The sequence below is a fragment of the Herbiconiux sp. 320_LB genome (genome assembly GCF_059691755.1).
In genome coordinates, this window is record NZ_JCAWAD010000005.1 from 51,433 (window position 1) to 76,208 (window position 24,776).

A 24,776-nucleotide genomic window follows, 5' to 3' on the forward strand; every position below is an offset into this window, starting at 1 on the left:
CTCAATACTCGTCCTCCCTCGCGGTCGGGTGCGTCTCGTCGGACTGGAGCATGGCCTGCTCGATCAGGCGCTGCTGGGCGGGGTCGCGGTCGTCGAGGTCGGCATCCGCCTCGAAATCGGTCTCGGCCGGGGATGCGCCGGGTGCCGCGGATCCTCCGCCGGACGCCGGGGTCGGGATCCCGCTCATCAGGGCGATGGCCTCGGCCTGGGAGAGGCCGGGCCGACCCGTCGAGCCGGCATCGGCCGAGGCCGAGGCCAAACCCGAGGCAGACGCAGCCGCCGCCGCAGCGGCCGCAGCCGCCGCCCGCACCCGCTTGCGCTTGGTCCCGAGCACGAACGACCCGATCCGCTCCGAGTTCACCGCCAGCACCGGCCCGACGATGGCCATGATCAGCACATAGAGGCCCGCGAAGGGCTGGATGCGTTCGTCCAGCCCGGCCGCGAGCGCGAGCGTCGCGAGGATCAGCGCGAACTCGCCGCGGTTCTGCAGGATGGCGGTCGTGTTGATGCCGGCCTGGGGCCCCAGGCCGTTGAGCCAGGCGACGAACTGGCCCGCGATGATGTTGAGCACCATCGTCATCACCACCGCGAGCACCACGGGCACGATCACCGCACCGAACTTCGTCGGGTCGAGCCCGAGCCCGAAGTTCAGGAAGAAGAAGGCGCCGAACACGTCGCGCAACGGGATGGCGATCTGCTCGATCCGGTTGCGGTACCGGGTCGCGCCCAGCACGAGGCCGATCAGGAACGCACCGATCGCATCCGTGACGCCGAGGATCTCGCCGAGGCCGCCGAACATGATTGCCAGGCCGAAGAACAGGATCGTGAAGAGCTCGTCGTCTTTCGTGCGGAAGATGCGCGAGACGAAGCGCCCGCCCCAGCGCGCGACCGCGAACATGACGACCAGGAAGAGGAACGAGATGCCGAGCTTGCCGACGACCGGCCAGATCTCGGTCTCGCCGGAGAGCACGACCGACACGATCGCGAGGTAGATCGCGATGAAGACGTCCTCCACCACGGTCACCCCGAGGATCATCGGGGTCTCGCGGTTCGCCAGCCTATTGAGCTCGATCAGCAGCTTGGTGACGATCGCGCTCGAGGAGGTCGCGGTGATGCCCGCAATGACCAGCGCCTCCCGGCTGCCCCAGCCGACCAGGAAGCCGAAGACGAAGCCCACGGCCATGTTGATCAGGATGTACGAGCCGCCCGAGACGAGCAGGCGACCGGCGTTGCCGAAGAACTCGTCCTGATCGAACTCGAGCCCCAGGTTGAACAGCAGCAGGATCAGCCCGAAGACCGCGATCAGCTCGATGTAGTCGGTGTGCGCGAATTCGAGCGGGAACCAGGCGAAGTACGGGCTCGCGAGCAGCCCCACCACCATGTAGATCGGGATGGCGGGGAGGCCGATGGACTTGCCGAGACGCCCCAGGACGTACGCGATGACGAACAGGACACCGAGGACGAGGAGGTCGGGGCCGAGGTGCATACGCGCGCCCTAGCTTCTGGGCGGCGTGGAGACGACCCCTGCCTTCGGCTTCATCTCGCCGGTGCGGAAGAAGTTGAAGGCCTTGGCGACCTTCTCCGGCGAACCGGCGACCACGAGCGTGTCGCCCGGGAAGACCTTGAAGTCGGGCGCGGGGGCGGGGTTGGCCGAGTCGCCGCGCACGACGGCGACGACGGTGAGACCCGCGATCCCGCGCTCGGCGGGGCTGCCCAGGGGCTGACCGGCGATGTGGTCCTCGTAGTCGACCGAGAACCAGTCGATGCTGAGACCGGGGATCTGGTCGAGGGCGCTGAGCGACTCGGTGATCTGCGTGCCGCCGAGGAGTTCGGCGAGCGTGTGCGCTTCGTCCTCGGAGAGCCGGAGCGACACCTTGCTCGAGTCGGGACCGTCTTCGGCGTCGGCGAAGGTGATCAGGTCGCTGTGACCCGACCGGTGCGCGATGACGCCCACCTTCCCGCCGTCGGAGGTGTAGAAGGTGTGCAGCACCCCCACTCCGGGAAGCTTGACGCGACGGACGTCGACCATGCGGATGTCTCCTCACCAGCTCACCGCGGCCGGAAGGTCTGCGGTGCTTCCAGTTTAGGCGAGCGCCGCGGCGCGCCGTCCGTCGCGGGCCGCTGTTCGCAGAGGGCGCACGGCTCGGTCGACCTCGACGATGTCAGTCGACCTCGACGATGTCCGGGGCCTGGAGGCGGACCCGCTCTGCCGAGGCGTCGTCCGGCTGCTCCTGGCTCGCCCGCTCGGCCGCCACCCGCTCGAGGTAGAAGGCGACCTCGCGGTCGACCTGCTCGTCGTCCCACCCCAGCACCCCGGCCATCAGGCGCGCGGCGACGGGGGCGGCGGAGACCCCGCGGTCCCAGGCCTCGATCGAGATCCGGGTGCGCCGTGCGAGCACGTCGTCCAGGTGCAGCGCGCTCTCGTGCGAGGCGGCGTAGACCACCTCGGCCCCGATGTAGTCGTCGGCGCCGGGCAGCGGGTCGGCGAGCGACGGGTCGTCGAGGATGAGGTCGAGCAGTTCGTCGGTCAGCGTGCCGTAGCGGTTCAGCAGGTGCTCGATCCGCACGGTGTGCACCCCGAACTTGCGCGCGATCTTCGCCCGCTTGTTCCAGGCCGCCTGGTAGCCCTCGGCCCCGAGCAGCGCGATGTCCTGCGTGACCGAGGGCGAGATCTTGCCGTCGAGGGCCGAGACGGCCGCGTCGATCGCATCCTTCGCCATGATCCGGTAAGTGGTCCACTTGCCGCCCGCCACCACGACGAGCCCCGGGACGGAGTGCGCGACCAGGTGCTCCCGCGACAGCTTCGACGTCTGGTCGCTCTCGCCGGCCAGCAGCGGCCGGAGCCCGGCGAACACGCCCTCCACGTCCTCCCGGGTCAGCGGCACGGCGAGCACCTTGTTGACGTGCTCGAGCAGGTAGTCGATGTCGGCCGCGGTCGCCGCGGGGTGCGCCTTGTCGAGGTGCCAGTCGGTGTCGGTGGTGCCGATCAGCCAGTGCCGGCCCCAGGGGATGACGAAGAGCACGCTCTTCTCGGTGCGCAGCAGCAGCCCCGACTTGCCCTGGAAGCGGTCGCGCGGCACGACGAGGTGGATGCCCTTGGAGGCCCGCACCTTGAACTGCCCGCGCTCGCCCACCATGGCCTGGGTGTCGTCGGTCCAGACGCCGGTCGCGTTGACGACCTGCTTGGCCCGGATCTCGAACCGCTCGTCGGTCTCGAGGTCGTGCGCGGTCACGCCGACCACCCGCTCGCCGACCTTGAGGAAGCCCTCGACCCTGACCCGGCTGGCGATGTGGGCGCCGTAGGAGGCCGCCGTGCGGGCGAGGCTGGCGACGTAGCGGGCGTCATCCACCTGGGCGTCGTAGTAGGTGATGCCGCCGATCAGGGCGTCCTTCGCCAGGCTCGGCATCAGGGTCTGCACCTGGCGCCGCGAGAGGTGACGGTGGTGCGGCACCCCGGGCGGCCGGCCGCCGGAGTAGCTGAAGATGTCGTAGAGCAGCATGCCGGCGCCGATGTAGGCGCGCTCGACGATGCGCTTGTTGAGCGGGTACAGGAAGCGCACGGGTTTCACCAGGTGCGGCGCGATCCGCTGCAGCAGCAGACCGCGCTCGATCAGCGCCTCGCGGACCAGCCGGAAGTCGAGCTGCTCGAGGTAGCGGATGCCGCCGTGCACGAGCTTGGACGAGCGGCTCGACGTGCCGGAGGCCCAGTCGCGCGCCTCGACCATGCCCACGCGGAGGCCGCGGGTCACCGCGTCCAGCGCCGCCCCGGTGCCGACGATGCCGCCGCCGACCACCAGGATGTCGAGCTCCTTGGTCTTCAAGGTCTCGATGGCCGCCGCACGCTCCTCGGGGCCGATCTTCGTCGAGTGCGAAACCGAGGTGGTGGCCATGAGACTCTCCTTCGTCGCAGATCAGCAGCGCGCTGTGTCTGCTCCCACGCTAATCAACGCGGTAGGGGGCCACAACCACTTCGATGCGCTGGAACTCCTTGAGGTCCGAGTACCCGGTCGTCGCCATCGAGCGGCGCAGCGCACCGATCAGGTTGGCGGTGCCGTCTGCCACCGGAGAGGGACCGTAGAGGATCTGCTCGAGCGGCGCGACCTGGCCCACGTGCACGCGGTTGCCGCGGGGCAGCTGCGAGTGGTGGGCCTCGGGGCCCCAGTGCCAGCCGCCGCCCGGGGCGTCGCTGGCGCGCGCCAGCGCGGTGCCGAGCATGACGGCGTCGGCGCCGACCGAGATGGCCTTGACGATGTCGCCCGAGGTGCCGAGGCCGCCGTCGGCGATGACGTGCACGTACCGCCCGCCCGACTCGTCCATGTAGTCGCGGCGCGCGCCGGCGACGTCGGCGACCGCGGTCGCCATCGGGGCGTGGATGCCGAGGGTCGCGCGGGTGGTCGAGGCCGCTCCGCCGCCGAAACCGACGAGCACCCCGGCCGCGCCCGTGCGCATGAGGTGGAGGGCCGCCGTGTAGGTGGCGGCGCCGCCGACGATGACCGGCACGTCGAGCTCGTAGATGAACTTCTTCAGGTTGAGCGGCTCGACCGTCTTGGAGACGTGCTCGGCCGAGACCGTGGTGCCGCGGATGACGAAGAGGTCGACGCCCGCCGCGACGACCGTCTCGTAGAGCTCCTGGGTGCGCTGCGGCGACAGGGCGCCGGCGACGGTGACACCGGATGCACGGATCTCGGCGAGGCGCGCCTCCACCAGCTCCGGCTTGATCGGCTCGGAGTAGATCTCCTGCATGCGCTGGGTGGCGCGACCCTCGGGCAGCGAGCGGATCTCCTCGAGCAGCGGCTCAGGGTTCTCGTACCTGGTCCACAGACCCTCGAGGTCGAGCACGCCGACGCCGCCGAGCTGACCGATCATGATCGCGGTCTGCGGCGAGACCACCGAGTCCATCGGGGCCGCCAGCACCGGGATGTCGAACTGGTACGCGTCGATGGACCAGGCGACCGACACGTCCTGAGGATCGCGGGTGCGCCGGGAGGGCACGACCGCGATGTCGTCGAAGGAGTAGACGCGGCGCCCGCGCTTGGCACGACCGATTTCGATTTCCATCACGCCTCATCCTATCGGGGGCATTTCTCACAGCGTGGAGGCGTCAACAGAGCGGGGCCGGTGCTGGCGGGGTCTGGGTTTCGCTCCCCGCCGCCTCTGAGCTCGCCTCAGCCGAAGGCGGGGAGGGAAACCCAGACCCCGCCAGCACCGGCATCAGCCCCGATAGTTGGGCGCCTCGACGACCATCTGCACGTCGTGCGGGTGCGACTCCTTGAGCCCGGCCGGCGTGATGCGCACGAACTTGCCGCGCTGCTTCAGCTCGCCGATGGTGCGGGCGCCGACGTAGAACATCGACTGCCGCAGGCCTCCGACGAGCTGGTACGCGACGTTGGCGAGCGGGCCGCGGTAAGGAACCTGGCCCTCGATGCCCTCGGCGATCAGCTTGTCGTCGTTCGGCACGTCGGACTGGAAGTAGCGGTCCTTCGAGTAGGAGGTCTTCTCGCCGCGCGTCTGCAGCGCGCCGAGCGAACCCATGCCCCGGTAGTTCTTGAATTGCTTGCCGTTGACGAAGACCAGGTCGCCCGGGCTCTCGTCGCAGCCGGCGAACATCGAGCCGAGCATCACGGTGTCGGCGCCTGCCACGAGGGCCTTGGCGATGTCGCCGGAGTACTGCAGACCGCCGTCGGCGATCACCGGGACACCGGTCTCGCGGGCGGCGAGCGAGGCCTCGTAGACCGCGGTGACCTGGGGCACGCCGACGCCGGCGACCACCCGCGTGGTGCAGATCGATCCCGGGCCCACGCCCACCTTGATGGCGTCGGCGCCCGCGTCGACCAGGGCCTGCGCCCCGGAGCGGGTCGCGACGTTGCCGCCGATGACGTCGACCTCGGCGAAGGCCGGGTCGTTCTTCAGTCGCTTGATGATGTCGAGCACGCCGGCGCTGTCGCCGTTGGCGGTGTCGACCACGATCACGTCGACGCCGGCGTCGAGCAGGTTGGTCGCGCGCTGCCAGGCGTCGCCGAAGAAGCCGATGGCCGCTCCGACGCGGAGCCGGCCCGCCGCATCCTTCGTCGCGTTGGGGTACTTCTCGCTCTTGTCGAAGTCCTTGACCGTGATCAGACCGCTGAGCCGGCCCTGGTCGTCGACGATCGGGAGCTTCTCGATCTTGTGCTGGGCGAAGATGGCGACCGCGTCATCCGGGTCGACACCGACCTTGGCGGTGATCAGCGGCATCTTCGTCATGACGTCGCGCACGAGCGTCGTCGACTTCTCGAACGGGGAGACGAAGCGCATGTCGCGGTTGGTCACGATGCCGACGAGGACGCCCTGGCCGTCGACGACGGGGAGGCCGCTGACGCGGTAGATGCCGCAGAGGGCGTCGACCTCGGCGACCGTCGCATCCGGCGTCGTGGTCACGGGGTCGGTGACCATGCCGGACTCGCTGCGCTTGACCCGGTCGACCTGCTCGGCCTGATCGGCGATCGAGAGGTTGCGGTGCAGCACGCCCAGGCCGCCCTGGCGGGCCATGGCGACCGCCATGCGCGACTCGGTCACCGTGTCCATCGCCGCCGAGAGCAGCGGGGTCGCGACCGTGATGCGCTTGGTCAGGCGGGAGGTCGTGTCGGCCTCACTGGGGATGACGTCGGTATGACCCGGCAGCAGCATCACGTCGTCGTACGTCAGCCCTACAAAACCGAACGGATCCGCCTGGTCCATCGTTCTCCCTTATCACCGAAAAGCCTTGACCAATCGTAACCGTTAGGAGGTGATGGGTATTCCGTGTAGAAATGACGGACGTCGTTCGAGGTGGCCACTTGAAACACCGTGGACACAAAACGACTGTATGGTCTAGCAAAGTCGCTACGACCATAGACACGAAGCCTGCCACCGCACCCGGCAGGCTTCTTCCAGGAGGTGCTGTCTTGATCGCAGGAATCCGTATCGGACACGGGGTCCGTCTCGCCACGATGATGTTGGCGATGCTCGCACTCTGTCTCGGGATCGCGCTCGGCTCAGGGGCCCTCTCGGCCTCGGCCGCCACCGCCCCCGCTCCGACCCCCACCCCCACGGATTCCGGCGACTTCACCACCACCTACACGATCGGCGGCATCCTCCGCGACGGCGACAACCTCGTCGAGGGTGCCGAGATCACGGTCGCGGGCGCCGACGGCTATTCCGAGGTCGCGAAGACCGACGACACCGGCCGCTGGTCGGTCGCCGTGCCGGCCAAGGGCGACTACACCGTCACCCTCGACCCGGACACCCTGCCCGACGGCGTGCAGCTCCGCGACCCGGACAAGGCCTCCGCGGTCGTCAGCGCCACCGAGTGGCAGACGAACACGATCACCCGCTCCTTCCCGCTCGGCGCCGACACCCGGCAGACCACCGGGTTCTTCGAGCAGTTCCTGCAGCGCCTGGTCGCCGGCCTCAACTTCGGCCTGCTGATCGCGCTGGCCGCAATCGGCATCACGCTGATCTTCGGCACGACGGGCCTGAACAACTTCGCGCACGGCGAGATGGTCACCTTCGGCGCCATCGTCGCCTGGATCGCGGCCGTGCTGCTCGGCATCAACATCTTCATCGCCATGCTGATCGCCCTGGTGCTCGGCGGCGTCTTCGGCTACCTCAACGACTGGTTGCTTTGGAAGCCCTTGAGGAAGAAGGGGGTGAAGCTCGTCCAGGCGATGATCGTCTCGATCGGTCTCGCCATCGCGCTCCGCTACCTCTACCTCTTCTTCATCGGCGGCGACACCAAGACGATGAGCGTCGGGCTCTCGGATGCGGTGGCCCTCGGTCCCGTGCGCATCACGACCGGCTCCATCCTCAGCATGATCATCTCGGTCGTCGTGCTCGTGCTGGTGGGTCTGTTCCTCACCCGCACCCGGATCGGCAAGGCGACCCGCGCGGTCTCCGACAACCCGTCGCTGGCCGCCGCATCCGGAATCGACGTCGACCGGATCATCCGGATCGTCTGGGTGCTCTCGGGAGCGCTGGCCGCCCTCGCCGGCGTCATGCTCGCGCTCTACCGCCAGGTGTCGTGGGACATGGGCTTCCAGGTGCTGCTGCTGATGTTCGCGGCGGTCACGCTCGGTGGTCTCGGCTCCGCCTACGGCGCGCTGGTCGGCTCCATCGTGGTCGGGTTGTTCGTCGAGCTGTCGACGCTCTTCATCCCGCCGGACCTGAAATACGCGGCGGCACTCGTCGTGCTCATCGTGGTGCTCCTCGTGCGACCGCAGGGCATTCTCGGTCGTAAAGAACGAATCGGTTAGGGGAGGAGAGACTCATGGACTGGGGAAACATTCTCGGCAACGCCGTCGGCGAGATCATCAGCCCGACGACCGCGGCCTACGCACTCGCGGCCATCGGCCTCGGCGTGCACTTCGGCTACACGGGGCTGCTCAACTTCGGCCAGGCGGCCTTCCTCCTGATTGGTGCCTACGGCTTCGCGATCCCGACCCTCGCGGGGGCACCGCTGGTCGTGGCGGTGCTCTGCGCGATCGCCTGCTCGGTGATCTTCGCGTTCATCCTGGGCATCCCGACCCTGCGGCTGAGAGCCGACTATCTGGCGATCGTCACGATCGCGGCCGCGGAGGTCGTGAGATACATCGTCACCACGACGGGCCTCACCGACTTCACCGGCGCCGCGAACGGCCTCTCGGGCTTCAAGGGCACCTTCGCCGCGATCAACCCGATCCCGCAAGGCACCTACGGCTTCGGCCCGTTCACGTACAACGAGTACGACTGGTGGATCCGGATCGTCGGCTGGGCGCTCGTGGCCCTCGCCAGCGTGCTGGTGTTCCTGCTCATGCGCTCCCCCTGGGGCCGAGTGGTCAAGGGCATCCGCGAAGACGAGGATGCGGTGCGCAGCCTCGGCAAGAACGTCTACAGCTACAAGATGCAGGCGCTGGTCATCGGTGGCGGGCTCGGCTCGCTCGCCGGAATCATCTTCATCCTGCCCCGCGCGGTGCAGCCGGCGAACTACACCACCGGCCTCACCTTCTTCATCTGGACGATCATGCTCCTGGGCGGGGCGGCCACGATCTTCGGGCCCATCGTGGGTTCGATGATCTTCTGGGTCGTGCTCTCGCTCACCCAGGGCATCCTGTACGGCGCCATCGAGTCGGGGGCCCTGCCCTTCGTCTCGACCACCCAGGCCGGGCAGATCCGCTTCATCCTCGTCGGTGTGGCGCTGATGCTCCTGGTCATCTTCAGACCGCAAGGTATTTTCGGAAACAAGAAGGAGCTGTCCTTCAGTGTCTAATCTCGACGGAACCCCCACCCTCTCCACGACCCACCCGCTCGTCAAGGGCGAGATCGGTCCCGGCTGCGCGAAGGTCGACCCGATCGTCATCGCCGACAACGTCACCCGGCAGTTCGGCGGTCTCAAGGCGGTCGACGTCGCCCACCTCGAGATCCCGCGCGGCCAGATCACGGCGCTTATCGGCCCCAACGGTGCCGGCAAGACGACGATGTTCAACCTGCTCACCGGGTTCGACAAGCCGAACACCGGCACGTGGGAGTTCGACGGCAAGTCGCTCGCCGGCGTGCCGGCCTTCAAGGTGGCCCGGGCCGGCATGGTCCGCACCTTCCAGCTGACGAAGTCGCTCGGCCGCCTCTCGGTGCTGCAGAACATGCTGCTCGGTGCGACCGGGCAGAAGGGCGAGGGGCTGTTCAGCTCGCTCTTCAAGCCGCTGTGGCGCAAGCAGGAGGAGGAGAACACCGTCCGCGCGGACGACCTCCTCGCCCGCTTCAAGCTCGACGCCAAGCGTGAGGACTACGCGGCCTCGCTCTCGGGCGGCCAGCGCAAGCTCCTCGAGATGGCCAGGGCGCTGATGTCCAAGCCCGAGCTGATCATGCTCGACGAGCCGATGGCGGGGGTGAACCCGGCACTGACCCAGTCGCTGCTCGGGCACATCAAGAACCTCAAGTCCGACGGCACCACGGTGCTGTTCGTCGAGCACGACATGCACATGGTCATGCACATCTCGGACTGGGTGGTCGTGATGGCCGAGGGCCGCGTCGTGGCCGAGGGCCCGCCCGAGACCGTGATGAAGGATCCGGCCGTGATCGACGCCTACCTGGGCGCCCACCACGACACCGACCTGGGCGACCTGATGGAAGACGGACCGAACCCGGTCATCGAGGCGGAGCGGAAGGCGCACGACGCGCACCCCGACGCCGAGGGAGCCGGCTACGGCACCGGATCGACGGCGGAGGAGAACCGATGAGCGACATCGACCCCAACGAGGTCAACGCCGAGACGAACACGCTGGCCGAGGAGACCCCTCGGGCGCACACGCTCGCCCCGACGGACCGCGGCGACGCGGTGCTGCGCACCGAAGACCTGGTCGGCGGCTACCTGCCCGGCGTCAACATCCTGAACGGCTGCACCATCGAGGCCTACCCCGGTGAGCTGATCGGGATCATCGGCCCGAACGGCGCCGGCAAGTCGACGGTGCTCAAGGCGATCTTCGGCCAGATCCGCATCCGGAGCGGCCGCGTCATCCTGAAGGGCGAGGACATCACGGGCCTGCGCGCCAACAAGCTCGTCACCAAGGGTGTCGGCATGGTGCCGCAGAACAACAACGTCTTCCCGAGCCTCACCATCGAGGAGAACCTCGAGATGGGCCTGTTCCAGAAGCCCTCGATCTTCGCCGAGCGCTTCGACTTCGTGACGACCCTCTTCCCCGAGCTCGGCAAGCGCCGCAAGCAGCGGGCGGGCTCGCTCTCGGGCGGTGAGCGCCAGATGGTGGCGATGGGCCGGGCGCTGATGATGGAGCCCTCGGTGCTGCTGCTGGACGAGCCCTCCGCGGGCCTGTCCCCCGTGCGTCAGGACGAGACCTTCATGCGCGTGCACCAGATCAACCGCGCCGGCGTCTCGGTCATCATGGTCGAGCAGAACGCGCGCCGCTGCCTGCAGATCTGCGACCGGGCCTACGTGCTCGACCAGGGCCGCGACGCCTACACCGGCACCGGCCGCGAGCTGATGAAGGACCCGAAGGTCATCGAGCTCTACCTCGGCACCCTGGCGGCCGACCAGGGCCACTAGCCCCTCTGCTTGACCCGTCGGCCGGAACTGACATATCCTCGGTTCCGGCCGACGGGCGCGTGAACTCCCTGTTCTCCCGTCGGCGACGGGAGAACCGATGTCCACACCCCTCGCGGTCACCACCACAGCCCTCCGCAGTCGCCCGTCGCGAGCGGAGGTCGACGCCGAAGTGACGGCGGCACGCGCCTCCGGCGTCGTCCCGCCGCTCGACGTCCGGGCGACGGTGCTCTCCGGCCTGGGACTGGTCGCGGTCCTGGTGGTGGCGTGCGTCTACCTCTCCTCGGTCACGCTGCTGGTCGTCCCGGCCGCGATCGTCGTGCTGCTGGGCGCTGTGGGCGGCTTCCTGCTCGCCCGGCGCTCGCGCATCCGTGCCGCCGCGACGCGATGGTGCCGGATGCGCCGGCTCGCCGAGGAGAACGGCTGGCAGTACGACCACGACGTCGTCGATGCCACCATGCCGGGGGTCGTCAACCGCCTGGGCCGGAACCAGCGGATGCTCCACCGCTTCCGGCCGAGCGCCGGCCCGGTGATCGAGGTGGGCGCGCACCGGTTCGACACGGTGGCGAGCCAGCAGCCCTTCGTGATCAATGGGTACGTCATCGTGCACAGTCCGGGCTCCGTTCCCGAGCAGAGCTCCGTGGCCCGCTCCCGGGTCGCCGTGTCGCTCGACCTGCACGAGCTGCCGGCCCTGATGCTGTCCGGCGTCGCGGGCCACGGGCACGTGCACCTCGAATCCGTCACCGATCGGGTGATCGCCTACGTGCACGGCTCCTTCGACTTCGACGACCCCGCCGAGTGGACGGGCATCGGGTCGATCGCCCGGGCCGTGCAGGCCGCGTCCGTCCTGTGACCGGCCGGCGGGCCAGGCTGGAGGCCTTCGCGGCGGCCCATCAGCTCGACCACCGCCGCGACGACCGCACCACCGACTACCCCGGCGCGCTCTTCGCGGTCGGAGAGGACCGGCACATCGTCGACCGGCTGCGGCGGCGCGAGCCCCGGTTGGTGGAGGTGGGCAACCTGCGGTACACCGCTGCCCGGCTCGGCGGCCCGAAGACGATCACGCGGGGCTACCTGATGGTCGAGCTCGAGGGCACGCATCCCCACCTGTTCCTCGACTCGCTGCGCAACGGTCCGCTCCGCGACGTCGCGCTCACGGGGTCGTTCTCCCCCACGCAGCGGCTGTCGCTCGAGGGTGACTTCGGCCGCCACTTCCAGCTCTACTGCCCCGCCGACCACCGGATGGAGGCGCACCTGATCTTCACGCCCGACCTGATGGCCGTACTCATCGACGAGGCGACCGCGTTCGACGTCGAGATCGTCGGAGACCTGCTCTTCGCCTACGCGGAACGGCCCTTCGACCTGGGTGACGAGGCGGAGTGGCAGCGGATCGAACGACTGCTGGCGGCTCTCGACCCGAAGCTGTCCCGCCAGACCCGGCGCGACACGATCCCGGCGGCCGGCCTCCCGCTGCCGGCACGCGCGCGGCTGAGCACCGCTCCCGGCGCGCTGCGCACCGCGGGCATCGTCGCCCTGTCCACCGTCTGCACCGTGGCGGCCGTCGTCTGGTGGGTCGCCATGAGGACGACCTGACGTCGTCGACGCGGCGCATCCGGCTGCTGGCACGCGAGAAGGCCCGGCACCTCCGAGGAGGGCCGGGCCTTCGTGCGTGGTGCGGGCGGGACTAGCCCTTCAGCGAACCGAACTCGACGTTCAGCGGCGCGTAGGTGTTGTCCATGCCGTACTGGTAGATACCGATGTAGGCCTCGGTCGGGTCACCGTTCTGGTCGAAGGTGATCGGGCCGGAGATGCCGTCGTAGTCGATGTCCGTGCCGGCTGCCAGCAGGTCGGCGCACTCGGCGAAGCTGGTGCACTTCGTGCCACCATCCGAGACGGCCTGCATGTTGGCCTGGATGGCGGGACCGGTCGCGGAGCCACCGGCGATGGCCGCGAGAGCCATCAGGTTGACCGCGTCGTAGGACTCGGCTGCGTAGCTGAAGTCCTTCAGGTCGGGGTTCACACCGAGCAGCTTGGCCTTGAACGCGTCGTCGGCCAGAACGCCGGGCAGCGTGCCCTTGGCGCAGTTCAGCACACCCTTGTCGAAGTCTGCGGAGTAGTCGGCCAGGTTGCCGTCCACGAAGTAGACCTTGCTGCCGTCGAAGCCCTTGGTTCCGACGAGCTCGGGGATGATGACCTTGGTCTGGTCGAACGCGATCAGGGCGATCGCGTCGGGGTCGGCCGCCAGCACGGAGTCGATCTGAGCGCTGAACTGGCTGTCACCCTCGTTGAAGGCCTCGGAGGCCACGACGGTGCCACCGGCTGCCTCGACGGCCGTGGTGACGTTCGACTCGAGGCCGGAGCCGTACGCGTCGTTCAGGTAGATGATGCCGATGTTGGTGTTGCCGTCGCCGACCATCAGGTTGCCGAGCACGCGGCCCTGCAGCACGTCGGAGGGAGCGGTACGGAAGTAATACCCGCCGTCGGCGTAGGTCGAGAAGTCGGGCGAGGTGTTCGCGGGCGACACCTGGACGACCTGGGCACCCGTGACCTGGTCGATGAAGGTGAACGAGACACCGGACGACGCGGCGCCGACGATGCCGGAGACGCCCTGGCTGAGCAGGTCGGTCGCCGACTGGGTCGCGATGTCGGTCGTGGTGTCACCGGAGTCGCGGTGGATGACCTCGGCGTTGCCGCCCAGGACACCCGACGTCGACGCGTTGATCTCGTCGATGGCGAGGTCGACACCGGCGATCTCGGGCGGGCCGAGGTAGGCGAGGCTACCGGTGGTCGGGAGGATCGAACCGATCTTCAGCGTGGTGGCTCGGCTCTGCGCCGCCTCGGGGGCGACCGCCGTGATGTTCGCCGCCGCGGTCGCGGCGTCGGGGCCGCAGCTCTCCGCCGCAGCGGTGGTCGCTCCGCCGTCGGTGCTCGGCGTCGAGGCGCACGAGGCCAGCAGCAGAGCCGTGGCGCTGAACGCGGCTACGCCGGCAACGATCGAGAGGGGCTTCGAGCGCGAGGCCTTGGCCTTCGCAAATACGCTCATGGTGCTCCTTATGTGAATGTGTGCAGTTTCTCGGCAGACTCGAAGAATCGGCCGTGGGATCACGCTATGCGCTCCGTGACGCGGGAACAATACGCTGGTGTTACAGCCGTGTAACACGCGTCAATCGTTACCTCGCGGTGACCTTCACCCCGCCTGTTCGGGGGGTGTGATCGCTCTCAGCCGGTGATCCCGATCGGCATGAGGGAGCCAGGAGCGGTGCTCGCAGGGGCCGGGGCGAGCGCGCCGGTGACCCCGGTGTAGCGGATGCCGCCGCCCGATCCGATCGCGTCCAGACACGCGCCGTAGCTCGAGCACGACACCGCACCGGCGGTGACCGCGGGGATGAATCGGGCGATCGAGGTGGCTCCGTCGTCGCCCGCGAGCACCGCGGCGAGCGCGATCGTCACGGTCGCGTCGTAGCTCTCGGCACCGAAGCGGGTGTCGGTCAGCGACGGGTCGGCCGTGCGGAGGCGCTCGGCGACGGCCTCGTCGACCGGCACGGGGTCGGCGACCGCGCTCAGCCCGGCCACGCCCGCCGCCTTCGCCGCGGTGTCCGCGGCCGTGAGCACGTCCTGGCTGTTTGGTCCGACCAGGGCGTCGACCCGGCCGGCGAAGGAGGCGATCGTCTCGGCCGCGCGCGTGCTCGCGGCGTCCCCCGCATCCCCGTGCAGGACGACCAGGGTCTGGCCGCGGAATCCTCCCGCGGCGTCGATGTCCCGGGCCGCGAGCTCCACCCCGGCCAGCTCGGCCGTGCCGAGGACCGCGTTTCCTCCAGTGAGCGGCACGACCGCGCCGATGACGAGGGTGCCGTCGCCGATGGGGATCGGCTGCGCCATGCTGGCGACCGGGTTCGGCGCGACCGGGGTCGACGCCGGTGCGGCAGCGAAGCATCCGCTCAGGCCGAGGGCGAGACCGGCGGTCACGACGGCGAGACCGGCGAGGCTGACGGCCGGCCGGCGCAAGGCGGCCCCGGGGCGACCCGCAGACGCGGATGCACGACGGCCGGGCCCCGTCGAGTGGTCGCTCTGTCTCATGCTCCCAGCACCCTACCGGTCGGCCGGGCGCATCTCAGAGCGCCTCGACGGGCGCGCCGCGCGTCCCGCGGGAGGCCCGCACCATGTCGACGGCGAGGATGACCACGGCGACCCAGACGATCGCGAACCCGGCCCACCGCTCGGGCGGCATGTCCTCGTGCAGCACGAAGACCCCCAGTGCGAACTGCAGGATGGGGGCGACGAACTGCACCAGCCCCACCCAGACCAGCGGCAGCCGTCGGGTCGCCGAGGCGAACATCAGCAGCGGCACGGCCGTGACCACGCCGAGCAGCACCATGCCGGTGGTGTGCCAGCCGTTGACCGTGCCGAAGACCAGGCCGCCCTGCGTGCCGACCACGACGAGGAGCACGATCGCGAGCGGCGTCAGCCAGGCCGTCTCGAGGGTGAGACCGCTGACCGCGTCGACCCGGGGGCCGACGTGCTTCTTGACCAGACCGTAGGTTCCGAACGAGAAGGCGAGGATGAGGGCGATCCACGGCACCGTGCCGTGCCCGAACGCGAGCACCAGCACGGCGAGGGCGGCGACGCCGATCGCGACCCACTGCATCCGGCGCAGCTTCTCGCGCAGCACGACGACACCGAGCAGCACCGTCACGATCGGGTTGATGAAGTAGCCGAGCGAGGCCTCGACGACCTGCCCGCTCAGGGTGCCGAGGATGTAGGTCTGCCAGTTGACGTAGATCAGGATGCCGGCGAGCCCCATGAACAGCAGCAGCTTGGGCTGGCGGGCGATCGCCAGGAAGGGCCGCCAGGCCCGGGTGACGGTCAGCAGCACCGCGCAGAACACGAGCGAGAACACGATCCGCCAGGCCACGATCTCGAAGGCGCCGGCCGGCTGCATCAGCAGGAAGTAGACCGGGAGCACTCCCCAGAGCACGTACGCCCCGACGGCATTGACGAGGCCGGTGCGGAACCGCTCGGACTCGGAACCGCGGATGGTCAGGGAGCTCGGTCGCGAGGCGGGTTCGGGGGGTGTCACCGCGCCACTCTACCCCCGCGCGGGAGGGCCGGCGGAGCGGCCGACGAGGCGCGGGACGACCCGGGCCCGGAGCTCTGCGGGCCCCGCCCGGAACGCACAGAACCCGGGCGGCCGAAGCCACCCGGGTTCTGTCTCTGAGGACTGCGTCTAGCGGACGACGACCGCGAGCACGTCGCGGGCCGAGAGCACCAGGAAGTCTTCGCCGGCGTACTTCACCTCGGTTCCGCCGTACTTGGAGTAGATGACCTTGTCGCCGACTGCGACGTCGAGCGGCACGCGGTTGCCGTTGTCGTCGATGCGGCCGGGGCCGACGGCGACGACTTCGCCCTCCTGGGGCTTCTCCTTGGCGGTGTCAGGGATGACGAGACCGGAAGCAGTGGTCTGCTCAGCTTCGACCTGCTTGATGACGATGCGATCCTCGAGCGGCTTGATGGAGACCGACACGGTTGACCTCTTCTTTCTCAGTGACAAAACGTCTGGTTAGCACACTCACTGCGAGAGTGCTAAGTCGAGTTTAGGGGCACCGCTGGCACTCGCGCAACGTGAGTGCCAGGGATCGCGCGGCGCCTTCGGCCCGTCGCCCTTGGTACGGTTGCCGGATGGATGCCGCCGAGCTGTCGACGCTGCTCACCCCCGAGGGGCTCCGGCTTCTGGACTCGCTGCCGCCCTACTCCTCGCTGGATGCGGTCGCCCAGGTCGCCGCGCTCCGGAAGGCCGGCCACTCCCCCGAACTGGTCGCCGCGGTGCTCACGCAGTCGCGTTTGCGCGAGAAGGCCACGGCCAAGTTCGGCGCCTTCGCCGACCGGCTGCTCTACACCCAGGCGGGCCTCGAGCAGGCCACACGCCTCAAGGTCGCGGCAGGCCACGCGGGCCGCTTCCGCTCGGCGGGCGTCTCCCGGGTCGCCGACCTCGGCTGCGGCATCGGGGCCGACGCCCTCGCCCTGGTCGCCCTCGACATCCCGGTGCGGGCGGTGGAGCGCGACGAGGTCACCGCCGCGATCGCGAGCTACAACCTGGCGGGATTCCCCGAGGCCGAGGTCGTCCACGCCTCGGCCGAGGAGGCGGAGCTCGACGGCGTCGACGCGGTCTACCTCGACCCGGCCCGCCGCACCGCCGGCACGGGCGAGACCACCCGCCTCGCCCACGAGGAGGACTACTCGCCGTCGATCGGCTTCGCCTTCGGTCTCGCCGAGCGCTACCCCACCGGGATCAAGCTCGGGCCGGGCTTCGACCGGTCGCTGATCCCCCCCTCGGCCGAGGCCCAGTGGGTCTCCGTCGACGGCCAGCTGGTCGAGATGGGGCTGTGGTTCGGCGCGGTCGCCCGACCGGGCATCCGTCGTGCCGCCCTCGTGCTGAGCGGGGCCGGGGCCGACGAGCTGACGGCCGCCGGCGACAGCCCGGACGCCGAGGTGCGGCCCCTCGGCGACTACGTCTACGAGCCGGACGGCGCGGTCATCCGCGCCCGTCTGATCGGCGACCTGGCCGAGCGGCTCGGCGCGGGGATGCTCTCGGCGGGCATCGCCTACCTGACCGCAGACGAGGTGGTGCCGACGCCGTTCGCGGCCGCCTTCCGGGTGATCGAGCGGCTGCCGGCCGGTGAGGCCGCCCTGAAGCGTGCCCTCCGTGAGCGGAGGATCGGCACGCTCGAGATCAAGAAGCGCGGCATCGACGTCGATCCGGCCGCGCTGCGCAAGCGGCTGGCCCTCAAGGGCGACCGCTCGGCCACGCTCATCCTGACCCGGGTCGACGGCGGCCACGAGGCTCTGCTCGCCGAGCGCGTCGTCACCTGACGACCGCCGCCGACAGGGTCAGTTGTAGTACGTCGTGCCCGCGCCCACGGAGGCGACGAGAACGACGACGAAGATGATGTACCCGATCACGAACAGCACGGCGAGGCCGGTGAACACGTACGACAGGATGAGGCCGGCCTTGGCCAGGCCACGACCCCCCTCGCCCGTCCGGTCGATCTGCTTGAGCGCGATGTGCCCGGTGACGATGCCCGCCACGGAGAACACGAAGGCGAGCACGATCGTGACGATCGCGAGCGTGTTCGTCGGGGGCGCGGCCGGCACCTGGTTGTAGCCGTAGTAGGCCTGCTGACCCTGCGGCTGGGGCGGCTGGGTGGGCTGGTACCCGGGCTGGTACGACGGTGCCTGGTAGCCCGGCTGCTGGCCGGAGTTCTGGTAGCCGGGCTGCTGACCGGTGTTCTGGTAGCCGGGCTGCTGGCCCTGGGGCGCGTAGCTGCCGGGCTGCTGGCCGTAGCCGCCGGGCGCGGGCGGCGTCGGGGGAGTCGGCGACTGGTACCCGCCGGTGGGCGGGGCCTGGAAGCTCGGCGCGGCCGGCGGAGCCGACGGCGGCGCGGGCGGGGCGGCCGGCTGCGGCACCGAGGGCGGCGGAGTGTACGAGGGCGCCGGGGGCGCCGGCGGGGCGGGAGGCGCCGTGGGCTCCTCGGCCGGAGGGGTGGAGTTGTCGTTGTCGCTCACGGGAACGCCCTTCTCTGGGGTACTGGCTCGTTAACAGAGTAGGCGCAGGCGGCCCCGGGCCGAAGGCACCGGGGCCGCCTGCGCCGATGACTCAGTAGGTCGTGGTGTAGCTCATCGTCGACGCCGTCGCGGCGAGCACGATGATGACGATCAGCCAGATCACGAACGTGGCGGCACCGATGATGATGCCGGCGAGCGCGAGGCCGCGGCCCGCTTCGCCTGTCTTCTTGATCTGGTTCAGCGCGATGATGCCGAGCACGATCGCGATGACGTTGAAGCTCAGGATCGACAGCACGAGCGAGACGATCGCGAGGACGTTCGTCTTACGGGCCACCGGGGCTCCGGTGTAGGCGGGGGTGGTTTCGGTCACGGGAGGGCTCCAATTGTCCTAGGTGATCAATGACGACGACTATCGTGGCAGTCGCGTTGAGGAAGTGTCAATGATCCCGAGCACTTCGGGTCGCCCTGTGACGCGGGCGTCAGGGGGTCCGGCCGCCTTCGTCGACCTGGATCTCCGTCACCGGCAGCGTCGAATCCGCCCCGAAGCCGAGGCCGGAGGGCTCGTGCCCGGCCTGGATGAGCTGCGCGCCGAGAGCCGCGATCATCGCTCCGTTGTCGGTGCACAGCGACAGCGGCGGGATGCGCAGGGTCACGCCGGCCGCCGCGGCCCGCTCCGCCGCGACCTCGCGGACGCGGGCGTTCGCGACGACTCCGCCGCCCAGCAGCAGGCGGGGGATGCCGTGGTCCGCGCAGGCGCGGAAGGCCTTCGTGAGCAGCACGTCGACCACCGCCTCGCGGAAGCTCGCCGCGACGTCGGCCACCGGCACCTCCTCTCCGGCGTCCGAGGTGCGCTCGACCCAGCGCGCGACCGCGGTCTTGAGCCCCGAGAACGAGAAGTCGTACCGGTGCTTCTCCAGATCCTTCGCCTGCATCAGCCCGCGCGGGAAATGGATCGCCTTCGGGTCGCCGTCTCTGGCCACCCGGTCGATCTGGGGGCCGCCGGGGTAGGGCAGCCCCAGCACCCGGGCGACCTTGTCGAAGGCCTCCCCCGCGGCGTCGTCGATCGTCTCGCCGAGCAGCTCGACGTCGCCCACGAGGTCGCGCACCAGCAGCAGCGAGGTGTGGCCGCCCGAGACCAGCAGGGCGATGGTCGGGTACTCCAGGGCGTCGTCGTCGAGCACGTCGGCGCCGACGTGGCCCACCAGGTGGTTCACCGCAAACAGCGGCTTTCCGGTGGCGACGGCGAGCGCCTTCGCCGCCCCCACCCCCACCATCAGGGCGCCGGAGAGCCCGGGGCCGCTGGTGACGGCGATCGCGTCGATCTCGTCGAGGCCGAGCCCGGCTTCCGCGAGCGCGGCCTCGAGGGTCGGGTTCATGGCTTCGAGGTGGGCGCGGGCCGCCACCTCGGGCACGACCCCGCCGTAGCGGGCGTGCTCGTCCATCGACGAGGCGATCACGTTCGCCAGCAGGGTCGAGCCGCGCACGATGCCGACACCGGTCTCGTCGCAGGAGGTCTCGATCCCGAGCACCACGGGTTCGGCGTTCGTCAGGGGCCCGGCGCTCGTCGCGACTCCGGCGTCCGTCACGGATTCGGCGGTCATGAGGCTGCTCCTTCGGCGGCCGGCCCGGCCAGGGCCGCACCACGGCGCGCGACGTCGAGCTGCATCACGATCGCGTCGACACCGTCGGGCTGGTAGTACCGGGGCCGCACGGCGATGTCCGCGAAGCCGAGGTCGAGGTAGAGGCCGTGGGCGACCGGGTTGTCGGCCCGCACCTCGAGGAAGACCTTGCGGGCGCCGCGGGTCGCCGCCTCCTCGAGCAGCCGGCCCATCAGCTGCCGGCCCAGGCCGCGGCCGCGCGAGCGCTCCGAGACGGCGATGGTCTGGATGTCGGCGTCGCCGGCCCCGCGGGGGCAGAGCAGTCCCGCGTAGCCCTCCACCGCATCCGGATGCTCGGCGTCGAGCCCCACGAGGTAGTAGCACTCGGGATGCTCGAGCTCGCGCCGCATCGACTCGCGCGACCACGCGTCGGATTCGAACGAGGCCTCCTCGAGCGCCATGATCGCGTCGAGGTCGCCCTCCTGGGCGCGGCGCAGCTGCCAGGTCACTGCGAGACCCGCTTGCGCGCGCCGGGCATCGTGACGTCGGGCGAGCGCAGGTAGAGCGGCTCGGAGAACTCCTCCACGATCCCGCGCGCCCGGTTCAGCCGTTCGGCGCGGGCGAGTGAGCCCGCGGAGACCTGCACCGCGTCGATGCGCTGGCCGTCCTCGTGCGGCGGCAGCTCGCCGGGAGCGCAGAGGGCGGGGCCATCGGTGCGCTCCGGTCCGTCGTCGCCGAGCCGGTAGGTCGACCAGTAGACCTCGCGACGCCTGGCGTCGGTCACGACGAGGAGCAGGCCCCGGTCGCCCGCCGACCACGCGTCGAAGGCGACCGCGTCGTGACTCATGGCCGGCACCACCGGGGCGCCGATCCCGAGCGCGAAGGCCCGCGCCGCCGCGATGCCCACCCGGAGGCCGGTGAACGGCCCGGGACCCATGCCCGTCACGACCGCGTCGAGCGAGGTCGGGGCGACGCCGGCGTCGGCCAGCGCCCCCAGGATCATCTCGCCGATGACCTCGGCGTGACGCATCGTGTCCTCGGTCGCGCGCTCGGCGAGCACGAGGTCGCCCTCGACGACGGCGACCGAGGTGCCGGCGGAGGTGTCGATGGCGAGGAGCACAGAACGAGCCTAACGCCGACGGGCGGGGCGGATGCCGCGAGCCGTGCGCCCGGCGTCGGCCGCATCCACTGCGCCACCGACGCCTACGCTCACGCTCACGACCAGCGAGGCCCCACCCCGGTGATCCGCACGGTCCGAGGCTCGATCGGCTCGGACTCGTCGGGCTCCTCAGACTCCTCGGCCTCCCCGGGCTCCCCCGCCGAGACCGACGGCGCGCCGACCGCATCGGGCGCATCCACGGCCTCGCCCGCGCCGTGCGGCCGGTCGATCTCGATCGAGAGGTACGAGTCGGTCAGGGCCTCGATCATCCCGGCCCCCCATTCGACGACGACGACCGACCCGGCGAAGTCGATGTCGAGGTCGTCGAGCTCGAGCGCGCTGCCGAGCCGGTAGGCGTCCACGTGCACGAGGGCGGGGCCGCCGACGAGCGAGGGATGTGTGCGGGCGAGCACGAAGGTCGGGCTGGTCACCGGCCCCCTGATCCCGAGCCCCTCGCCGAGGCCGCGGGTGAAGGTGGTCTTGCCCGCGCCGAGGTCGCCGGAGAGCAGCACCACGTCGCCCGCCCCGAGCTGCGCGGCGATCCCCTCCCCGAAGGCGTGCATCTCCTCGGGCGTCTGGATGCGGAGGATCTCCGGCGTCATCCCAGCGGGCCCTCCGACGCGAGCCGGTCCTCCTGTGCGAGCGCGGCCGCCGGTGCCGGAGACTCGGCCGACGCCACCCGCTCCTCGGCCCCGACCGACCCGAGCGACGCCGGCGACTCGAGCGACCCGCCCGGCCCGTCCACGATCGTGCGGTGGTCGTGCTCGGCCAGGTAGACGCGCTCCACCCGGTGTCCGACCCGCGCCACGATCTCGTCGCCGATGGTGTCGGCGAAGCCGGCCCACTCCTCCGCCGTCGGCTCGCCCAGCTCGCCCTCGCCGAAGACGATCGCCAGGTCGCCGACCTCGACCGGCTCGTCGCCGGCGTCGACGACGACCTGGTCCATGGCGACCCGGCCGGCGATCGGATGGCGGCGCCCGTTCAGCCAGACCTCGCCGCGGCCGCTCGCGATCCGCGGGATGCCGTCGGCGTAGCCCAGCGGCACGAGCGCGAGCGTGCTCTCGGCCTCGGTGCGGTAGGTCAGGCCGTAGGAGACGCCGTGCCCCGCGGGCACCCGCTTCACCGAGACCACCGGCGCCTGCAGGGTCATGACCGGCCGGAGCCCCAGGTCGCGGGCCGTGGCGTCGTCGAAGGGCGAGATCCCGTAGGCCGCGATCCCGAACCTCACCAGGCCCAGTCGGGCCTCGGGCATCCGGATGCCGGCCGAGCTCGCCGCGAGGTGCAGCAGCTCGAACCGGGCGCCGAGCTCCTCGGCCACCGCGACCGCGCGCTGCAGCTTGCCGAGGGCGACCCGGTCGTCCTCCGGCGAGGCGTCGGCCAGGTGCGACCAGGCGGCGTGCAGCCGCACCGCGCCCGCCCGATCGTGCTCGAGGGCCGAGCGCACCAGGTCGGGCCAGTCGGCTTCCGTGGCGCCGTTCCGGCTCAGGCCGGTGTCGACCTTGAGGTGCACGCGCGGAGCGTTCGACGCCCCGGCCGCGGCGATCGCGTCCAGCTGCCAGACGGCCGAGATGCCGAGGTCGATGTCGGCCTCCGCCGCCTCGCCGAAGCGGGCGTCGGGGTCGTGCATCCAGGCGAAGATCGGGGTCGTGATGCCGGCCTCCCGCAGGGTCAGGGCCGCCGGGATGTCGAGCACGGCGAGCGAGGAGGCCCCCGCCTCCAGGGCGGCCCGCGCGAGCGGGATCATCCCGTGCCCGTAGGCGTCGGCCTTGACGGCGAGCATGGTCTCGGACGGTCGGGCCAGTGCCGCGAGCGTGCGCACGTTGTGTCGGAACGCCTCCAGGTCGATCACGGCCTGCCGCTCGGGGGCGGCCCCCGCCGGTTCCGGGCTCTGCTCGTCGCTCATCCGTACACCCGCTCCACCCGGCCGCCGAGGCGGGTCACGATCTCGTAGTTGATGGTCGAGGCGGCCTCGGCCCAGTCGTCGGCGCTCGGGTACCCCTCGGCGGGGTCGCCGAACAGCACGACTCGGTCGCCGACCTCGGCGCGCTCACGCCCCAGGTCGACGACGAACTGGTCCATGGCGACCCGCCCGACGATCGGGCGCACGCGGCCGCCGCTCGGGCCGTCGACCCAGACGCTGCCGCGGTTCGAGACGTGGCGCGGGATGCCGTCGGCGTAGCCGAGCGGGACCAGCCCGAGCCAGGTGTCCTCCTCGGGCCGGTAGGTGTAGCCGTAGGAGACGCCGGTGCCGGCCGCCACCCGCTTGACCGAGATGAGCCTCGTCTCCAGCCGCAGGGCGGGCCGCAGCCCGAGCTCGGCCGCGGGCACGCCGTCGTAGGGCGAGAGTCCGTACTGCCCGATGCCGAGCCGCACCATGTCGAGCCGCAGCTCCGGCAGCCGGAGCGCCCCGGCCGTCGAGGCGAGGTGCCGGACGGTGGGCTCCAGACCGGCCGCGCGCGCCGCCGCCGTCGCCTCCTCGAAGGTCGCGAACTGCGCCCGGTCGTCGTCGTCGCTCGCGTTCGAGAGATGGCTGAAGAGCCCCTCGACCAGGATGCGGCCCGCGTCGACCGCGCGCCGGGCCTCGGCGAACGCGGGCTCCCAGTCGCGGCGCTCGAGGCCGTTGCGGCCGAGCCCGGTGTCGATCTTGAGGTGCACCCGCGCGGGTCGGGCCGGGGTGCCGGCCGCGACGGCGCTCGCCAGCTGGGCGCGGGTCGAGAGGCCGAGGGTGATGTCGTGGGCGACCGCGGTGTCGAAGACCGGATCGGCGCCGTGCAGCCAGGCGAGCAGGGGGGCGTGGATGCCGGCCGAGCGCAGCGCGAGCGCCTCGGTGACGTCGGCCACACCGAGAGCAGCCGCGCCGCCGTCGAGAGCCGCACGAGCGGCCGGCACGGCGCCGTGCCCGTACCCGTCGGCCTTCACGACCGCCATCACCGCCGCCGGGGCGACGCTGCGCACCACGTGCTCGACGTTGGCGCTGATCGCGCCCAGATCGATATGCGCGCGGCGGAGCATGGGCGGGGCGCCGGTCACCGCACCCTGGTCGTCGGCCCCGTTCATCCGGCGTCCCGCTCGGCCACGACGAAGGCGAGCGCGTGCCCGCCGTCGTGCGTCATGCTCAGGTGCACCCGGTCGGCGCCGAGCTCGGCGAGCGCCGCGGCGACCCCGCCGGTCAGCGCGAACCCGGGGTTGCGCTCGGCATCCGAGACCACCTCCATGTCGTGCCACCGGAACTCGGAGGAGTGCCCAACCGCCTTGATCAGCGCCTCCTTGGCCGCGAACCGGGCCGCGAGCGACCGCACCGGCAGACCGCGTTCGCCAGGAGCGAACAGACGCTCGACCAGCCGCGGCGTGCGCTCGAGCGACCGCTCGAACCGCGCCACGTCGACGAGGTCGACCCCCACTCCGACGATCACCG

Annotated in this window: 25 protein-coding genes; 7 read left to right on the plus strand and 18 right to left on the minus strand. The window is 70.7% G+C overall.

Going from position 1 to position 24,776, the window contains the following annotated elements; all coding sequences use genetic code 11:
- Window position 1: 1 nt before the first annotated feature.
- The 5 genes from AC59HU_RS13630 to guaB all read right to left on the minus strand — a co-directional run bounded on the left by AC59HU_RS13630 (window position 2) and on the right by guaB (window position 6,714).
- A complete protein-coding gene (locus AC59HU_RS13630) occupies window positions 2-1,486 on the minus strand; it encodes a cation:proton antiporter (RefSeq protein WP_497223978.1) in 1,485 nt (494 codons plus the stop codon).
- 9 nt (window positions 1,487-1,495) lie between these two features.
- The gene (locus tag AC59HU_RS13635; RefSeq protein WP_497223979.1) at window positions 1,496-2,029 is read right to left on the minus strand and encodes a cation:proton antiporter regulatory subunit; all 534 of its coding nucleotides are present in this window, start codon (window positions 2,027-2,029) and stop codon (window positions 1,496-1,498) included.
- A gap of 133 nt (window positions 2,030-2,162) precedes the next feature.
- Complete coding sequence (locus tag AC59HU_RS13640; RefSeq protein WP_497223980.1) at window positions 2,163-3,890, minus strand: glycerol-3-phosphate dehydrogenase/oxidase; 1,728 nt, start codon at window positions 3,888-3,890, stop codon at window positions 2,163-2,165.
- Between the two features lie 49 nt (window positions 3,891-3,939).
- Complete coding sequence (locus AC59HU_RS13645) at window positions 3,940-5,058, minus strand: GuaB3 family IMP dehydrogenase-related protein (protein ID WP_497224295.1); 1,119 nt, start codon at window positions 5,056-5,058, stop codon at window positions 3,940-3,942.
- Window positions 5,059-5,211: 153 nt separating this feature from the next.
- The gene (guaB, locus tag AC59HU_RS13650) at window positions 5,212-6,714 is read right to left on the minus strand and encodes an IMP dehydrogenase (RefSeq protein WP_497223981.1); all 1,503 of its coding nucleotides are present in this window, start codon (window positions 6,712-6,714) and stop codon (window positions 5,212-5,214) included.
- Window positions 6,715-6,968: 254 nt separating this feature from the next.
- Between guaB and AC59HU_RS13655 the strand changes: the two genes are divergently transcribed.
- From AC59HU_RS13655 to AC59HU_RS13680, 6 genes are all read left to right on the plus strand, one after another.
- On the plus strand, window positions 6,969-8,267 hold the full coding sequence (locus AC59HU_RS13655; protein WP_497224296.1) for a branched-chain amino acid ABC transporter permease: 1,299 nt from the start codon (window positions 6,969-6,971) through the stop codon (window positions 8,265-8,267).
- 14 nt (window positions 8,268-8,281) lie between these two features.
- Entirely contained in the window at window positions 8,282-9,259 is a 978-nt protein-coding gene (locus AC59HU_RS13660) for a branched-chain amino acid ABC transporter permease (RefSeq protein ID WP_497223982.1), read from the plus strand.
- Window positions 9,252-10,226 (plus strand): ABC transporter ATP-binding protein, encoded by a 975-nt coding sequence (locus tag AC59HU_RS13665; protein WP_497223983.1) that lies wholly within the window; start codon window positions 9,252-9,254, stop codon window positions 10,224-10,226. The genes AC59HU_RS13660 and AC59HU_RS13665 overlap by 8 nt, the downstream gene beginning before the upstream one ends.
- Entirely contained in the window at window positions 10,223-11,047 is an 825-nt protein-coding gene (locus AC59HU_RS13670; protein WP_497223984.1) for an ABC transporter ATP-binding protein, read from the plus strand. The genes AC59HU_RS13665 and AC59HU_RS13670 overlap by 4 nt, the downstream gene beginning before the upstream one ends.
- A 97-nt stretch (window positions 11,048-11,144) precedes the next feature.
- Window positions 11,145-11,897 carry a hypothetical protein gene (locus AC59HU_RS13675; protein ID WP_497223985.1) on the plus strand — a complete coding sequence of 251 codons (753 nt, stop codon included), beginning with the start codon at window positions 11,145-11,147 and terminating at the stop codon, window positions 11,895-11,897.
- On the plus strand, window positions 11,894-12,637 hold the full coding sequence (locus AC59HU_RS13680) for a hypothetical protein (protein WP_497223986.1): 744 nt from the start codon (window positions 11,894-11,896) through the stop codon (window positions 12,635-12,637). Before AC59HU_RS13675 ends, AC59HU_RS13680 begins: the two co-directional genes overlap by 4 nt.
- 91 nt (window positions 12,638-12,728) lie before the next feature.
- Here the strand turns inward: AC59HU_RS13680 and AC59HU_RS13685 are convergent, their stop codons facing one another.
- The 4 genes from AC59HU_RS13685 to groES all read right to left on the minus strand — a co-directional run bounded on the left by AC59HU_RS13685 (window position 12,729) and on the right by groES (window position 16,565).
- Complete coding sequence (locus tag AC59HU_RS13685) at window positions 12,729-14,087, minus strand: ABC transporter substrate-binding protein (protein ID WP_497223987.1); 1,359 nt, start codon at window positions 14,085-14,087, stop codon at window positions 12,729-12,731.
- A gap of 176 nt (window positions 14,088-14,263) precedes the next feature.
- The gene (locus AC59HU_RS13690; protein WP_497223988.1) at window positions 14,264-15,121 is read right to left on the minus strand and encodes an ABC transporter substrate-binding protein; all 858 of its coding nucleotides are present in this window, start codon (window positions 15,119-15,121) and stop codon (window positions 14,264-14,266) included.
- Window positions 15,122-15,155: 34 nt separating this feature from the next.
- The gene (gene rarD / locus AC59HU_RS13695) at window positions 15,156-16,079 is read right to left on the minus strand and encodes an EamA family transporter RarD (protein ID WP_497224297.1); all 924 of its coding nucleotides are present in this window, start codon (window positions 16,077-16,079) and stop codon (window positions 15,156-15,158) included.
- A gap of 189 nt (window positions 16,080-16,268) precedes the next feature.
- Window positions 16,269-16,565 carry a co-chaperone GroES gene (groES, locus tag AC59HU_RS13700; RefSeq protein ID WP_066041091.1) on the minus strand — a complete coding sequence of 99 codons (297 nt, stop codon included), beginning with the start codon at window positions 16,563-16,565 and terminating at the stop codon, window positions 16,269-16,271.
- Between the two features lie 155 nt (window positions 16,566-16,720).
- Here groES and AC59HU_RS13705 point away from each other — a divergent pair, with 155 nt between their 5' ends.
- Window positions 16,721-17,911, plus strand: coding sequence for a THUMP-like domain-containing protein (locus tag AC59HU_RS13705; protein WP_497223989.1), 1,191 nt, complete (start codon window positions 16,721-16,723; stop codon window positions 17,909-17,911).
- Window positions 17,912-17,929: 18 nt separating this feature from the next.
- Here the strand turns inward: AC59HU_RS13705 and AC59HU_RS13710 are convergent, their stop codons facing one another.
- The 9 genes from AC59HU_RS13710 to AC59HU_RS13750 all read right to left on the minus strand — a co-directional run bounded on the left by AC59HU_RS13710 (window position 17,930) and on the right by AC59HU_RS13750 (window position 24,774).
- A complete protein-coding gene (locus AC59HU_RS13710) occupies window positions 17,930-18,604 on the minus strand; it encodes a DUF4190 domain-containing protein (protein ID WP_497223990.1) in 675 nt (224 codons plus the stop codon).
- Window positions 18,605-18,695: 91 nt separating this feature from the next.
- Window positions 18,696-18,974, minus strand: coding sequence for a DUF4190 domain-containing protein (locus AC59HU_RS13715; RefSeq protein ID WP_497223991.1), 279 nt, complete (start codon window positions 18,972-18,974; stop codon window positions 18,696-18,698).
- A gap of 109 nt (window positions 18,975-19,083) precedes the next feature.
- The gene (gene tsaD, locus AC59HU_RS13720; protein ID WP_497223992.1) at window positions 19,084-20,205 is read right to left on the minus strand and encodes a tRNA (adenosine(37)-N6)-threonylcarbamoyltransferase complex transferase subunit TsaD; all 1,122 of its coding nucleotides are present in this window, start codon (window positions 20,203-20,205) and stop codon (window positions 19,084-19,086) included.
- Window positions 20,202-20,711, minus strand: a complete 510-nt coding sequence (rimI, locus tag AC59HU_RS13725; RefSeq protein ID WP_497223993.1) for a ribosomal protein S18-alanine N-acetyltransferase — start codon at window positions 20,709-20,711, stop codon at window positions 20,202-20,204. Before rimI ends, tsaD begins: the two co-directional genes overlap by 4 nt.
- Complete coding sequence (gene tsaB, locus AC59HU_RS13730) at window positions 20,708-21,322, minus strand: tRNA (adenosine(37)-N6)-threonylcarbamoyltransferase complex dimerization subunit type 1 TsaB (RefSeq protein WP_497223994.1); 615 nt, start codon at window positions 21,320-21,322, stop codon at window positions 20,708-20,710. Before tsaB ends, rimI begins: the two co-directional genes overlap by 4 nt.
- Before the next feature lie 95 nt (window positions 21,323-21,417).
- Window positions 21,418-21,963: a tRNA (adenosine(37)-N6)-threonylcarbamoyltransferase complex ATPase subunit type 1 TsaE gene (gene tsaE, locus AC59HU_RS13735; RefSeq protein ID WP_497223995.1), complete on the minus strand. Its 546-nt coding sequence runs from the start codon at window positions 21,961-21,963 to the stop codon at window positions 21,418-21,420.
- Window positions 21,960-23,264 (minus strand): alanine racemase, encoded by a 1,305-nt coding sequence (gene alr, locus AC59HU_RS13740; RefSeq protein ID WP_497223996.1) that lies wholly within the window; start codon window positions 23,262-23,264, stop codon window positions 21,960-21,962. Before alr (AC59HU_RS13740) ends, tsaE begins: the two co-directional genes overlap by 4 nt.
- On the minus strand, window positions 23,261-24,418 hold the full coding sequence (gene alr, locus AC59HU_RS13745) for an alanine racemase (RefSeq protein ID WP_497223997.1): 1,158 nt from the start codon (window positions 24,416-24,418) through the stop codon (window positions 23,261-23,263). The genes alr (AC59HU_RS13740) and alr (AC59HU_RS13745) overlap by 4 nt, the downstream gene beginning before the upstream one ends.
- Window positions 24,415-24,774 (minus strand): holo-ACP synthase, encoded by a 360-nt coding sequence (locus tag AC59HU_RS13750; protein ID WP_497223998.1) that lies wholly within the window; start codon window positions 24,772-24,774, stop codon window positions 24,415-24,417. Before AC59HU_RS13750 ends, alr (AC59HU_RS13745) begins: the two co-directional genes overlap by 4 nt.
- Between the last annotated feature and the right edge of the window lie 2 nt (window positions 24,775-24,776).

Coding starts and splice junctions, on each gene's coding strand:
- AC59HU_RS13630 (WP_497223978.1), bottom strand. CDS start 1,486: ATGCACCTCGGCCCCGACCTCCTCGTCCTCGGTGTCCTGTTCGTCATC.
- AC59HU_RS13635 (WP_497223979.1), bottom strand. CDS start 2,029: ATGGTCGACGTCCGTCGCGTCAAGCTTCCCGGAGTGGGGGTGCTGCAC.
- AC59HU_RS13640 (WP_497223980.1), bottom strand. CDS start 3,890: ATGGCCACCACCTCGGTTTCGCACTCGACGAAGATCGGCCCCGAGGAG.
- AC59HU_RS13645 (WP_497224295.1), bottom strand. CDS start 5,058: ATGGAAATCGAAATCGGTCGTGCCAAGCGCGGGCGCCGCGTCTACTCC.
- guaB (WP_497223981.1), bottom strand. CDS start 6,714: ATGGACCAGGCGGATCCGTTCGGTTTTGTAGGGCTGACGTACGACGAC.
- AC59HU_RS13655 (WP_497224296.1), top strand. CDS start 6,969: ATGTTGGCGATGCTCGCACTCTGTCTCGGGATCGCGCTCGGCTCAGGG.
- AC59HU_RS13660 (WP_497223982.1), top strand. CDS start 8,282: ATGGACTGGGGAAACATTCTCGGCAACGCCGTCGGCGAGATCATCAGC.
- AC59HU_RS13670 (WP_497223984.1), top strand. CDS start 10,223: ATGAGCGACATCGACCCCAACGAGGTCAACGCCGAGACGAACACGCTG.
- AC59HU_RS13675 (WP_497223985.1), top strand. CDS start 11,145: ATGTCCACACCCCTCGCGGTCACCACCACAGCCCTCCGCAGTCGCCCG.
- AC59HU_RS13685 (WP_497223987.1), bottom strand. CDS start 14,087: ATGAGCGTATTTGCGAAGGCCAAGGCCTCGCGCTCGAAGCCCCTCTCG.
- AC59HU_RS13690 (WP_497223988.1), bottom strand. CDS start 15,121: ATGAGACAGAGCGACCACTCGACGGGGCCCGGCCGTCGTGCATCCGCG.
- AC59HU_RS13705 (WP_497223989.1), top strand. CDS start 16,721: ATGGATGCCGCCGAGCTGTCGACGCTGCTCACCCCCGAGGGGCTCCGG.
- tsaD (WP_497223992.1), bottom strand. CDS start 20,205: ATGACCGCCGAATCCGTGACGGACGCCGGAGTCGCGACGAGCGCCGGG.
- tsaE (WP_497223995.1), bottom strand. CDS start 21,963: ATGACGCCGGAGATCCTCCGCATCCAGACGCCCGAGGAGATGCACGCC.
- alr (WP_497223996.1), bottom strand. CDS start 23,264: ATGAGCGACGAGCAGAGCCCGGAACCGGCGGGGGCCGCCCCCGAGCGG.
- alr (WP_497223997.1), bottom strand. CDS start 24,418: ATGAACGGGGCCGACGACCAGGGTGCGGTGACCGGCGCCCCGCCCATG.